Origin of the sequence: Flavobacterium fluviatile, assembly GCF_010645065.1 — a bacterium.
Lineage (GTDB): Bacteria > Bacteroidota > Bacteroidia > Flavobacteriales > Flavobacteriaceae > Flavobacterium > Flavobacterium fluviatile.
In genome coordinates, this window is record NZ_JAADZW010000007.1 from 1 (window position 1) to 12,638 (window position 12,638).

Below are 12,638 nucleotides of genomic sequence, written 5' to 3' on the forward strand. Positions count from 1 at the left end.
CAAGAAGTTTCCTCTCGGTCATACAAATATAAAAAAAATAGTAAAATAAATTAGGAACTAAAGATAGTACCTAGGGCAGTTGTTTTCATGAGACCATTATTGTACTATTCTGCAAAATTATTCTCATTTTTTGTCATCCTCGCGAAGGAAGTATCTTTGGGAGAAGCCGATACAGACTAGCTGTTATTGCGGAGCTGCATGTGGAAATTTCTCATTACTCGAAAAGATTGCGATTACGTTGTCAAAAATTTCACGCAGCTTCTACAGATTTAAGCAGATCTGTTCTCTTTATTCTTTATTCTGTAATCCTTTTCTTTTAATCTGGAATCAAAAAACTATCAATATGTCTTAAATGCCCCTAAAATAGTCAGAAATACCTGTTTCATTAAATAATAACAATAATAAATTTGTATCAGATAATTAACTAATAACTATTTTTAAAACAAACCAATGAAAAAAGCAAAAATTATTTTCTGGACCACAACCATTCTTATTTTCGTGTTTGAAGGTGTTATGCCGGCACTGACTTCGCAGACTGAACTGGCAAAAGAAGGAATCAGACATTTAGGATATCCTGAATATTTCGGGAATGCATTAGTCGTTTTCAAAATACTGGGGGTATTGGCATTAGTGATTCCACAAGTACCCAATCGTATTAAGGAATGGGCGTATGCGGGTTTTGCTTTCGATTTCATATTTGCATCCATAAGTCATTTTGCAGTTGATGGAGTTGATTTTCAGGGATTTTTTCCTTTAATCATTCTGGCAATTTTAATGACTTCTTATATCTATCACCATAAAATAGAACGTTATAAAAACAGTTCTATATAAATCAAATTGCGATGATAGAAGTTTTTAAAACAAATGTTCAGGAAGCAGCGCAGTCAGAAATGATTGTGGGGAGGCTTCTTGAACATTTCCCAAACAGCGTCATCAATTTTGATTTAGAAGACTGCGATAAAATTCTTCGGGTTCATTCCTCTGAGATTTCGAATCACAAAATAATAGAACTTCTGAATTCGCATGGTTTTCATTGCGAAGTGCTTTTATAAAATCACAATTTACTGATTAACAAATAAATAAAATAAAAATTGTAATTTTAAGATTCAACTTTAAAACAGAACAAAATGAACATACCGGCAGCACATCAGACCATTATGCCTTATTTGATTTTGCAGGGCGCCTCAAAATTTATCGATTTTACAAAAAATGTTTTTGGCGCTGCTGAAACCAATACAAGATCCCTTCGGGAAGACGGAACTGTCATGCATGCCGAAATTACCCTGAATGGCAGCACAATAATGGTAACGGATGAAACTGACGACTGGGCAAAACAAACTGCAAACCTATTTGTATATGTTTCTAATGCAGATGAAACGTATCAAAAAGCAATAGCAAACGGCGCAGTTTCTTTAATGGGATTAAGCAATCAGGATTACGGAAGAACCTGCGGTGTAACCGATCCTTTTGGGAATGTCTGGTGGATCACATCTGTAAATAATCACCACTTAAATTAAAAATTTATGAAAGCGGAAATAAAAGAAGAAATTACCACAACTTTTGAAAAATTAAACGAAACGATTTCTTTATTTACACAAGAAGAAATTAATCGTATCCCTTTTGAAGGTAGCTGGACACCAGGTCAGGTTATACGGCATGTTATAAAATCAACATCCGGCTTTCCTGAAGTTTGTGATTCAAATACCAAAAAGTTAGATCAGCCAGCTGATGCAAAGATTGCTTCACTCAAAGAAATATTTCTTAATCTGGACGTCAAATATGATTCTCCTGATTTTATATATCCGGAAACTGCAGCATACAACAAAGCTGATCTTTTATCCAAACTTGAAACGATCAGGAATGAAATGCTAAACATAGCCGAAAATTATGATTTAACACTTACCTGTATGGACTTTGAAATACCCGGTGTAGGAAATCTAACAATTTATGAGCTGCTTAACTTTGCGGTTTTTCATACCCAAAGACATACATTTCAGCTAAAAAATATCTCCTCTGCGCTAAAAAACAACAACGCAGTTTAAACAGACAAAGGCTGGTAATGCTGTATCATTTCCAAAAAAACTGTTTCTGTACGAGAGAAATATTGTCTGTTACTACGGCTTTTTTTCAGCTTCTCAAAATATTCTTTGATAGTTCCGTCTTCGTACGTAGAAATCAATAAAGGATGCACATAATAATTTTTACAAACGTTTCGTGTATTTCCTAAAGCTTCTGCGGTAACATCAAAAGCGGTTAAAATATTTTTCTTGATTTCTTTATCATCTTCAGCAATACCTAATTCCATTAAGGCTTCGAAGAAAATCACACATGCTGACCAGGTCCTGAAGTCCTTGGCGCTAAAATATTCGCCTGAGATTTCATGAAGATAAACGTTGACCATGTGGCTGTCCAGAATTCTCTTTTCACCATTTTCATCGTAATATTTAAAGACCTCCCAGCCCGGAATTTCTTCGCATTTGCTTACTAATTTAATGAGCTTTTTATTTCGGATTGTAATCGTATGCTGTATCCCCTTTTTTCCGGTAAACTCAAATTTTATTGCATTCCTGTTAATATTAATGTGCCTTTTGCGCAAAGTAGAAAGCCCGTATGATTTATTGTCTTTCGCATATTTTTCATTTCCTATCCTGATGTGGGTCTCTTCCATCAAACGGATTACCAGTGCTACCACTTTTTCTTTTGTCCATTCTTTTTTATCCAAATCAGCATCAACATGCTTTCTTATTAAAGGAAGCATTCTTCCAAAATCGGCTATTTTATAAAATTTAGTCTGATTGCGGATTAAATTCCATTTTGGATGGTAGCGATATTGCTTTCTGTTTTTCTGATCTAATCCCACTGCCTGAAGATGACCATTGGATAAATCCGAAATTCGGACATTTTCCCATGCAGGAGGAAGTACCAGACTGTGAATGCGTTTTAATTCACTCTTCTGTTTAATATACCTTCCGTTTTTTTTATACACAAAACTATCTCCCTCTTTATATCGTTGAATGGGCATCGACTTATCACTTACATAAACCAGATCAAGTTTTTCTATGGCCTTTTCAGGTTTAGTGATTAAAAGTGTCATCAATTTCTCCTGTGACTTTTTAGTTGTATTCATATTATTTCTATAATAAATAGGTCTTATTTTTTAGGCATACTTAAAAATCAATATCTTGATTTACAGTTTTTTAAACTAAACATAAATATCCCAAAATTAAAATCATAGTATTAATCCTATTGATTTTTTTTTTAACTTTAAAACACTTTCTGTCAACCAGAGTATTTTACATAATTCCCACCTGTAATCATTAGAGTTAATTTTTTAGCCGATTGGATTAAACATAGGCTTGCCTCTGAAATAATTTTATGCTAAAATAAAGTAAGTAAAGAAATTGGTTACAAAAACAGTTTTTGAATTCCTTACTTTATCTGAAACGAATGATTTATTAAACGAAATAAAATGATCCCAATGAAAACGCTACAAACTATTAAATCGAAAATTATTTTCATGTCAACTTATCCGCCAACTCAATGTGGTATTGCCACTTATACACAAGATACCATCAAAGGGATTATGGATGTATATGGAAATTCAATCAGCTGTGAAATTTGTGAACTGGTAAAATCTCCCAAAGAAAATCCAACGCAGGCTTTTACATTAAATACAAATGATAAAGAAGATTATGTGAGAGTTGCCGAAGAAATCAATAATGATGATTTGGTGAAACTGGTACACATTCAGCATGAATTTGGTTTATTTGCGGGAGACTACGGAGACTATTTATTAGAATTTTTAAATGCGATAAAAAAACCGGTAACTTTTACTTTTCATAGTGTAATTCAAAATCCGAATAAAGAATTAAAAACTTTTGTAAAATTACTTTTAAGTTACAGTAATTCTGTTTTTGTAATGACTAATCAGTCACAGGAAATCCTGGAAAGAGATTATGACATCCAGAAAGAAAATATTACCTGCGTGCCACATGGAACACACGTTGTGATTTATGAAACTCCTGAACAGGCTAAAAAGAAATTCAATATCGAAGGCAGAAAAGTACTTTCTACTTTCGGACTTTTAGGTGAAGGAAAAAACATTGAAACCGGACTACAGGCTTTGTCTAAAATTGTAGAAAAAGAGCCAGACGTTCTTTATCTCATTATTGGCAGAACGCACCCAAATTTAATTGTGGATGGTATTGATTTTTATCGCGACAGACTAGAAGCGCTTGTTGACGAATTAAATTTACATAACAACGTTCGCTTCATCAATCAATATTTAGATACAAATGAACTTTTGGATTATCTTAAAGCAACTGATATTTATTTGTTTACATCAAAAGATCCAAATCAGGCTGTGAGCGGCACTTTTGCCTATGCAATGAGCTGTGCATGTCCGCTGGTAGCTTCAAAAATCCCTCATACTTTAGAAGTTCTAAGTTCAGATTGTGGGGTTTTGGTAGATATAGGAAACGCTGATCAGTTTGCTGAAGCTACACTCAAATTGCTTTCTGATGATAATTTAAGAGCGGAAATGGGTAAAAATGCTTTCCGTAAAATGAGAGCATCTACCTGGGAAAACGTGGCTATCATTCACATGAACAGATACATGGATTTAATTGAAAACGATACTGTAATTGACTTTGATTATCCTGAAATTCAATTGGCACACGTTAAAAAACTGACAACCGAATTAGGAATGATTCAATTTAGCAACATCTCTATTCCGGATTTATCTTCAGGTTATACTCTGGACGATAATGCCAGAGCATTGGTTGCTATAGGTATGCATTACAAACTAACCAGAGACAAAGATGATCTGCCCTATATGCTTATATATCTTGATTTTATCCATCGTTGCCAAAAACCGGATGGAAGCTTCATTAATTACGTTGACGAGCACAACAGGGAACATGTTGAGCAAAATGCAGAGGTTAATCTGGAGGATTCAAATGCAAGGGGCATCTGGGCTTTAGGAAGTGTAATTGCAATGAAAGATATTTTACCTGAAAACATGGTACATACTGCTTCAGAATGTTTTCTGAAAAGCCTGCCATGGGCTGAAACGATTCAGTCCCCTCGCTCCATCGGATTTGCAACAAAAGGATTGTATCTGTATAATTCTGTAATTCCAAACTTATATGTTTCTGCAATTATCAACAAACTAAATGCTAAACTGGTTTCGAATTACGAAATTCATGCAACTAAGGACTGGAAATGGTTTGAAAATTATTTAACGTATGGAAATGGTATTCTTCCGGAATCTATGCTGTATGCCTATTTGGTAACCAACAAACCTATTTATAAAAAAATAGCAATGGAATCCCTTGATTTCCTTCTGTCAAAAATGTTTACGAAAAATGGCTTTAAAGTTATTTCAAATAATGGCTGGTATCATAAAGGTGCAGAACCTAAAGAATATGGAGAACAGCCAATTGACGTTTCATACATCATCCAGACACTAAATGGTTTTTATAACGCGTTCAACAATCCGTTATATAAAGAACATATGAAAACGGCTTTTAACTGGTTCCTTGGTAAAAACCATTTAAATCAAATTATGTATAATCCTGTCAGCGGAGGGGGTTACGATGGGCTTGAAAAAGAAAATGTAAACCTCAATCAGGGCGCAGAATCAACTGTTTGCTATCTGACAGCGAGATTAATCATGGAAAACTTTAAAGAGGCTGAATGCAAGGTTATCGACCTCATAAAAACCAAAGCAGATTTAATTATTAATTCTTAAAAGTGCTTATATATTTAAAATCAAAGATCCCTTTTGTTGAACAGAAGGGATTTTTTTTACTTAAACCCTTCCCTTAACGTCATTTTATTATAATTAGTATAACAGAATGAAAATTATATAAGGTTGCGAAAAAGTTGTGTAAAGAATTTTAACAACTATAGAAGTAACTTTCATGAATAATTAAAAAAGCAGCACAAACTGTTAAAAAACTGATTTTCAGACATAACTCTAAAACTATACATTTTGATTCTCACCTTAAAAAATACATTCGAAGATGTAGGAAATGCAACTGTGTTTGCTGTCCGGTTTTTTAAAGAGCTTTTTGTTCCGCCGTACGAAACCAGACAATTCCTGAAACAATGTTATGTTATTGGTTATAAATCGTTGCCATTGGTAGCCATAACAGGTTTTATTATGGGTCTTGTACTTACTTTGCAGTCAAGACCAACTTTGGTAAAATTTGGAGCCGAATCCTGGCTGCCGGGGATGGTTGCCCTCTCTTTGATTCGTGAGATTGCTCCGGTAATTACTGCTCTGATATGTGCCGGAAAAGTATCCTCAGGAATTGGAGCCGAGTTAGGTTCTATGAAAGTGACCGAACAAATTGACGCCATGGAAGTTTCGGCTATAAACCCTTATAATTATTTGGTTGTCACCCGAATCCTTGCTACCACTTTAATGGTTCCCATCCTTGTTTTTTTTGCTGATGCTATTGGGATTTTGGGTGGTTATGCAGGTATTAATATACATGGCGACGTGAGTTTTTACAGATACATCACAAAGATATTCCAGTCATTGGAATTTCTGGATTTGATTCCGGCCACGATAAAGACTTTTTTCTTTGGATTTTTTATTGGAATGATTGGATGTTATAAAGGATTTAATGCTTCCAATGGCACAGAAAGTGTTGGTAAAGCCGCGAATTCTGCAGTTGTAACAGCTTCTCTTTCAATTTTCATTATTGATATGCTGGCCGTTCAGATAACCGATTTATTTTTTTAAGATGATTAAGGAAAAAGAAAATACAGAACCTATAACCGATGCCGGTAAAAAAACTCCGATAATCGAAATCAAAGATTTACATAAAACTTTCGGTAAGAACAACCATGTTTTAAAAGGAGTGAATTTTACTGTAAACAAAGGCGAGGACTTAGTGATTTTAGGACGCTCAGGCTCCGGAAAATCGGTAACTATAAAATGCATTGTGGGGCTTATAACTCCTGATAAAGGCGAAATAAATGTCTTTGATGAAAATGTACTGGAGCTTAAAAAAAAGGAACTCAATGAAATGAGAGTCCGAATTGGATTTTTGTTTCAAAGCGGTGCTTTATATGACTCAATGTCGGTAAGGGAAAACCTGGCTTTTACCCTCAGAAAACACAAACGGGATTTAAGTGCTGATGAAATCGAGAGAGAAGTCATGGAAGCCCTGGACAATGTAGGTCTGACCGATGCAATTGATAAAATGCCATCAGAATTATCAGGCGGAATGCGCAAAAGAATAGGTCTGGCGCGTACTCTGATTTTAAAACCTGAAATTATCCTGTATGACGAGCCAACTACCGGATTAGATACGATTACATCAAGAGAAATCAGCGAACTGATACTGGATATCAAACATAAGCAAAAAACCACTGCCATTATTATTACACATGATATGGCTTGTGCAAAATTAACCGCAGACCGTATTATCGTTTTAAAAGAAGGCACAATACAGGCCGAAGGAACTTACGAAGAATTAGAAAAAAGTGAAGACGAATGGGTACGCTCATTCTTTGAATAAAATAAATCAAAAACAAAGATCATGAAGAAGCAATCTGGATACACCTGGAAATTAGGAATGTTTGTAACAATTGGTTTACTGCTTTTTATACTGGCAGTATATTTTATTGGAAAACAGCAAAACCTTTTTGGCTCTACATTTCGAATTACTTCAAGTTTTAAAACAGTGAGTGGTTTAGAAATAGGCAACAATGTACGTTTTTCCGGAATTAACATTGGTACTATTGATGAAATTCAACTTGTTAACGATTCTACTGTGGTGGTAGGAATGGTTATTAAAGATGATGTCCGGGAATTTATTAAAACGGATGCAAGGGCGAGTATCGGATCTGATGGCTTAATGGGTGACAAAGTGCTTACCATAACTCCGGGCGTAAAGTCGCAGACAATAATTGAAAATAATGGCCAAATTGCCTCGATTAGCGGTATTGAAATGAGTGACATCATGAAAACTGTCAAAAAAAGTATGGATAATGTAAGTGTCATTTCAGAAGAACTTGCCATTTTCAGCCATAGTATGAATAATGGAAACGGAGCTCTGTCAAAATTAATTCGCGATCCTGGAATGGCAGAATCAATGGATAATACAATTGAGAATCTGGAAAAAGGAACTAAAGGTTTCAGTGAAAATATGGAAGCTGCAAAAAGCAATTTTTTATTAAGAGGCTATTTCAAGAAAAAGGAAAAACAGAAAGAAGAAAAACTAGAAGAAGCTAAAGAGAAAAAAGAAGAACAGCAGGAAAAATTAGAAAAAGAAAGAGAGGAAAAAGCAAAAGCTGATAAAAAGAAAGCCGAAGAGGCTGCAAAAAAGGCTGAAGAGGCTAAAAAAGAAAAAAAATAGTAATACACATCATTAAGAAATTCATTCTGAGGGGAAAACTAAAGCTATTTATATGCAAAGTAAATATAAAAATATAGCCTTAAAAACAGCAAAAATTTCAGGAATAGTAATAGCAGGTATTTTGCTGTTACTTTTTTTGATTCCGCTGCTTTTCCCGGGAACTGTTGCATCTGAAGTCAAAAAAATTGCCAATGAAAGATTAGACAGTAAAATGGAATTCTCTAACTCCCGTTTTTCCTTCTTTACACATTTTCCTTCGCTCACAGTATCACTTGACAACCTATCGCTTACAGGTTCTGCGCCTTTTAAAAATGACACGTTATTAAAAGCAGAACAGGTTTCTTTTGGTATCAATATTAAAAGACTCATATTTGACAATGAAGTAAAAATCAATGAATTGTATGTCTCAAAAGCAGATATAAATGTAATGGTCAATCAAAAAGGAGAAGCTAATTATAATATTTATATTGCACCGAAAGATGTAAAAAAGGATAAAAATGCGCCTGAAGAAGGAACTGCAATTCGTCTGGAACGAATTGATTTTGAAGACTGCCACATTAAATATAATGACCGGTCTGCTAAAATTATGGTGGATGCAAAAGGCTTCAATTATGTTGGAAAAGGAAATTTAAGCGAAGATATTTTCGACCTGAATACCGATGCAAAAATTGATAATGTCGATTTTTATTATAACAGAACTGCTTATCTTCGAAAAAAAGAACTGCGTGCCGATTTAATCACGCGAATCAATACAAATGCACTTTCATTCATCCTTCAGAAAAATGAATTAAAAATCAATAAACTGCCTTTAAAATTCACAGGTTTATTTACCATTTTAAGAGACGGATACAAAATCAATATCAAAGCCGCATCAGAGAATACCACAGTAAAAGATCTATTATCTGTAATGCCTCCCGAATATTTAACATGGCTTGAAGAAACTGAAATTTCGGGTAAAAGCGATTTAATTTTTACTTTTAAAGGCAATTATAACGTTTCCAAAAACCAAAAACCGGACTTGGCTTTTAACTTAAAAGTCAATGAAGGCGCTATAGATTATCAGAATGCTCCTGCCCCGTTAACGGATTTTCAAATGAACCTGAATGCGATTATGCCATCACTTGATATGGAAAAGCTTTTAGTGAATTTGAAAACTTTCAAATTTAAGGTGGGCGAAAAAGATTATTTTACGGCTTATTTCAGAAGCAGGGGCTTTAATGAAATGAATGTTGATGCAAGCGTAAAAGGTGCATTAGACCTGGCAACTGTTGATGCTGCAATAGGCTTAAGTACTATAGAACTGAAAGGACTTTTAAAAACCAATATTCAGGCAAAGGGAACATTTAGTACTTCAAAAAAATTATTTCCAAAAACCATCGGCGGAATTTCATTACGAAACGGCTGGCTTAAAACAGATTCTTATCCTAACCCAATTACAGATATTACGTTTGTAGCCAATGCTCTCAATAAAGCCGGTACCTACAAAGATTTAATTATAGCAGTTGCCCCTGCTTCTTTTGTATTTGAAGGCAATCCGGTGTATGTAAATGCGGCTCTATCCGATTTTAATGATCTGGCTTATAATGCCAAAATAAAAGGAGAACTGAATGTGGGAAATATTTATAAAGTATTCTCACAAAAAGGAATGGATATTTCCGGATATGCCAAAGCAGACCTTTCTCTTCAGGGAAAACAAAGTTATGCGACAACAGGACAATATGACAAACTGAATAATAAAGGGACAATCGTTTTAAAAAATATCAAGGCAACATCAGAGCTTTTTCCGAAAGCGTTTTTTATTAAACAGGGAAACTTCAGGTTTCAGAATGAAAAAATGTGGTTCGAGAAATTTTACGCATCTTATGGAAAATCTGATTTTAATATTAATGGCTATCTGCTCAATACAATCAATTATTTCCTTGAATCCCGCGGAACCTTAAGCGGTAATTTCAATCTGAAATCCAAACTCATCAATGTAGATGAATTTATGGCTTTAGAAAAAGGTGAAAATACTGACCGCAAAATAGAAGTGGAATATGCCAGGGAAGATAATCCAAAAATGAGCGGTGTCGTTATTATACCTAAAAATTTAGATGTTAGCCTTAATGCAAATGCTGACAAAGTCGAATACAACGGTCTTGTTTTTAATGAGCTTAAAGGTAAAACAGGGATTTCTAAAGGCAATTTTTATTTGCAAAATGCCGTGTTTACTATTATTGATTGTGCGCTGGTGGTTGATGCGTCATATACGGATGAATCTCCTACTTCTGCCCGTTTTGATGCCCACTTTCGTGCAAAAGATTTCAGCGTTCAAAGAGCTTATAAAGAAATCCCAATGTTTCACGACATGGTGACTGCAGCCGAAAAAGCACACGGAATTATCTCTGTAGATTACAAAATAAAAGGTGATCTGGACGGCAATATGAGCCCGATTTACGAATCTTTTGAAGGAGGCGGAACACTGAATTTGCGCGATGTAAAAATCAAAGGACTAAAATTATTTGACGGAATAAGCTCCAAAACAGGTCAGGATGGGCTGAATAATCCTGAGCTGGAAGGCATTGAAATCAAATCTGGGATTGATAATAACCTGATTCGCATTGAACCTTTTACTTTTAATGTAGCCGTTTTTAAACCAACCATAAAAGGGACTACCAGTTTTAGCGGGCTGCTGGATTTAAGAATGCGGTTAGGACTTCCCCCATTTGGAATTGTGGGTTTTCCAATTACCATTACCGGTACTCATGAAGATCCAAAAATAAAAATATTCAGCAAAACAGGAAAAGAAATTCAGGATGCCGTTTATAACGAAAGAAGCAATAAGGTAATCCGGAAGGAAAAAGTTAAGACAACTAATTAAATAAATGCAATTTTAAAAAAGTTTCATTTTTTCAGAATGAAACTATTTATATAAAAAAGTACATAAAAATCGTTGCCAAAACACTAAAAAACATGAAATTACGCTCAACAGAAAGTTTCTGGCCCCTAAAACATGCAATGGAGATTAGTTACCCATCATTAGATTCTGATATTGACACCGAAATTTTAATCATTGGAGGCGGGATCACCGGAGCTCTCGTTGCTTATCAGCTTATTAATGAAGGAAAAAAAGTAGTACTGGCTGACCGCCGTGATATTGGTAACGGAAGTACTGCAGCGAGCACTGCCCTTCTGCAATATGAAATTGATGTTCCTTTGCATGAACTCATCAATTTAAGAGGTACAGAATGTGCTGTTGATAGCTATAGAAATGGAAAAAAAGCCATTTTTGACCTCAGAAAAATCATTGACGATGTAAAAAGCGAATGCCAGTTTGAATTTAAAAAAAGTATTTATTTCTGCTCCTTTAAAAAGGATATTCCGTTTTTAAAAAATGAATTTAATGCCCGCAAAGAACATGGCTTTGATGTAAACTGGCTGGAAAGATGGGATTTGGAGAAATATGGATTAAATGCTATAGCAGCCATGGAATCTAAAACGGCTGCCGTGATGGATCCTTATAGGCTTGCACATGATTTATACGCCCATTGTGAAAAAAAGGGAATGCAAATTTTTGACCGTACGAATATTGTTTCTACCGAAAATCAAAAAGGAAAAATGATTGCCCGTACCCAAAACAAACACAAAATCACTGCAGATCACATTATACATTGCAGCGGATATGAAAGTACCGAAACCCTTAAAGAGAAAGTTGTCAACCTCAAAAGCACTTATGTTATTATTTCAGAAAGCATTCCTGATTTACCCGATGCCCTGAAGAAAGTTATTTTATGGGATACCTCTAAACCTTATTTATATTTTAGAACCACAGCTGATAACCGAATTATTATGGGCGGAGGTGATGAAGATTTTAAAGATCCTGTAAAACGGGATAAAATGCTGCCCAGAAAAGAGCAGTCTCTTTTGTATAAATTTGGAAAGAAATTCCCAAAACTCAATTTTAAAACAGATTATTCCTGGGCTGGTACGTTTGGTGAAACCAAAGACGGTCTGCCTTACTTTGGGAAACCAAATCCCGATATAAATGAACATTACGTTTTGGGTTTCGGTGGCAACGGAATTACTTTTAGCGCTATGGCAATGAATTCGATTATGGATTCTATTAATGACAAAGAAAATCAGGATTTAGACTATTACCGGTTTGGAAGGTAAATTTATATTCGTTTAAATCTTCATTACTGTATATCTGGATAATCAAAATGTTTGGATTATTTGTAAGAAAAAAATAAATATCTTTTAGAAGATAATACGTAGTAATCTGCA

The 12,638-nt window shown here is 34.7% G+C and carries 11 protein-coding genes; 10 read left to right on the top strand and 1 reads right to left on the bottom strand.

Annotated features, from left to right (window positions below):
• Positions 1-450 precede the first annotated feature (450 nt).
• From GXM17_RS09320 to GXM17_RS09335, 4 genes are all read left to right on the top strand, one after another.
• A complete protein-coding gene (locus GXM17_RS09320) occupies positions 451-831 on the top strand; it encodes a DoxX family protein (RefSeq protein ID WP_163399063.1) in 381 nt (126 codons plus the stop codon).
• A gap of 11 nt (positions 832-842) precedes the next feature.
• Complete coding sequence (locus GXM17_RS09325; RefSeq protein ID WP_163399064.1) at positions 843-1,052, top strand: hypothetical protein; 210 nt, start codon at positions 843-845, stop codon at positions 1,050-1,052.
• Between the two features lie 75 nt (positions 1,053-1,127).
• Positions 1,128-1,517, top strand: coding sequence for a VOC family protein (locus GXM17_RS09330; protein ID WP_163399065.1), 390 nt, complete (start codon positions 1,128-1,130; stop codon positions 1,515-1,517).
• 6 nt (positions 1,518-1,523) lie between these two features.
• Complete coding sequence (locus GXM17_RS09335) at positions 1,524-2,042, top strand: DinB family protein (RefSeq protein WP_163399066.1); 519 nt, start codon at positions 1,524-1,526, stop codon at positions 2,040-2,042.
• On the opposite strand, the gene GXM17_RS09340 is transcribed toward GXM17_RS09335, so the two are convergent.
• Positions 2,039-3,127 carry a DNA topoisomerase IB gene (locus GXM17_RS09340; RefSeq protein WP_163399067.1) on the bottom strand — a complete coding sequence of 363 codons (1,089 nt, stop codon included), beginning with the start codon at positions 3,125-3,127 and terminating at the stop codon, positions 2,039-2,041. The two genes, GXM17_RS09335 and GXM17_RS09340, sit on opposite strands and share 4 nt — an antisense overlap.
• Before the next feature lie 351 nt (positions 3,128-3,478).
• Here GXM17_RS09340 and GXM17_RS09345 point away from each other — a divergent pair, with 351 nt between their 5' ends.
• The 6 genes from GXM17_RS09345 to GXM17_RS09370 all read left to right on the top strand — a co-directional run bounded on the left by GXM17_RS09345 (position 3,479) and on the right by GXM17_RS09370 (position 12,527).
• Positions 3,479-5,752 carry a glycosyltransferase gene (locus GXM17_RS09345; RefSeq protein ID WP_163399068.1) on the top strand — a complete coding sequence of 758 codons (2,274 nt, stop codon included), beginning with the start codon at positions 3,479-3,481 and terminating at the stop codon, positions 5,750-5,752.
• Positions 5,753-5,995: 243 nt separating this feature from the next.
• Positions 5,996-6,754 (top strand): MlaE family ABC transporter permease, encoded by a 759-nt coding sequence (locus tag GXM17_RS09350; protein ID WP_163399069.1) that lies wholly within the window; start codon positions 5,996-5,998, stop codon positions 6,752-6,754.
• A 1-nt stretch (position 6,755) separates the two neighbouring features.
• On the top strand, positions 6,756-7,535 hold the full coding sequence (locus tag GXM17_RS09355) for an ABC transporter ATP-binding protein (protein WP_163399070.1): 780 nt from the start codon (positions 6,756-6,758) through the stop codon (positions 7,533-7,535).
• 21 nt (positions 7,536-7,556) lie between these two features.
• Positions 7,557-8,375 carry an MlaD family protein gene (locus GXM17_RS09360; RefSeq protein WP_163399071.1) on the top strand — a complete coding sequence of 273 codons (819 nt, stop codon included), beginning with the start codon at positions 7,557-7,559 and terminating at the stop codon, positions 8,373-8,375.
• A gap of 52 nt (positions 8,376-8,427) precedes the next feature.
• The gene (locus tag GXM17_RS09365) at positions 8,428-11,235 is read left to right on the top strand and encodes an AsmA family protein (RefSeq protein ID WP_163399072.1); all 2,808 of its coding nucleotides are present in this window, start codon (positions 8,428-8,430) and stop codon (positions 11,233-11,235) included.
• Between the two features lie 92 nt (positions 11,236-11,327).
• Complete coding sequence (locus tag GXM17_RS09370) at positions 11,328-12,527, top strand: NAD(P)/FAD-dependent oxidoreductase (RefSeq protein ID WP_163399073.1); 1,200 nt, start codon at positions 11,328-11,330, stop codon at positions 12,525-12,527.
• Positions 12,528-12,638: the final 111 nt, after the last annotated feature.

What these genes read in the sequence shown, in the direction of transcription:
- GXM17_RS09320 (WP_163399063.1), top strand. Translation starts at nt 451, where the DNA reads ATGAAAAAAGCAAAAATTATTTTCTGGACCACAACCATTCTTATTTTC.
- GXM17_RS09325 (WP_163399064.1), top strand. Translation starts at nt 843, where the DNA reads ATGATAGAAGTTTTTAAAACAAATGTTCAGGAAGCAGCGCAGTCAGAA.
- GXM17_RS09330 (WP_163399065.1), top strand. Translation starts at nt 1,128, where the DNA reads ATGAACATACCGGCAGCACATCAGACCATTATGCCTTATTTGATTTTG.
- GXM17_RS09335 (WP_163399066.1), top strand. Translation starts at nt 1,524, where the DNA reads ATGAAAGCGGAAATAAAAGAAGAAATTACCACAACTTTTGAAAAATTA.
- GXM17_RS09340 (WP_163399067.1), bottom strand. Translation starts at nt 3,127, where the DNA reads ATGAATACAACTAAAAAGTCACAGGAGAAATTGATGACACTTTTAATC.
- GXM17_RS09345 (WP_163399068.1), top strand. Translation starts at nt 3,479, where the DNA reads ATGAAAACGCTACAAACTATTAAATCGAAAATTATTTTCATGTCAACT.
- GXM17_RS09355 (WP_163399070.1), top strand. Translation starts at nt 6,756, where the DNA reads ATGATTAAGGAAAAAGAAAATACAGAACCTATAACCGATGCCGGTAAA.
- GXM17_RS09360 (WP_163399071.1), top strand. Translation starts at nt 7,557, where the DNA reads ATGAAGAAGCAATCTGGATACACCTGGAAATTAGGAATGTTTGTAACA.
- GXM17_RS09365 (WP_163399072.1), top strand. Translation starts at nt 8,428, where the DNA reads ATGCAAAGTAAATATAAAAATATAGCCTTAAAAACAGCAAAAATTTCA.
- GXM17_RS09370 (WP_163399073.1), top strand. Translation starts at nt 11,328, where the DNA reads ATGAAATTACGCTCAACAGAAAGTTTCTGGCCCCTAAAACATGCAATG.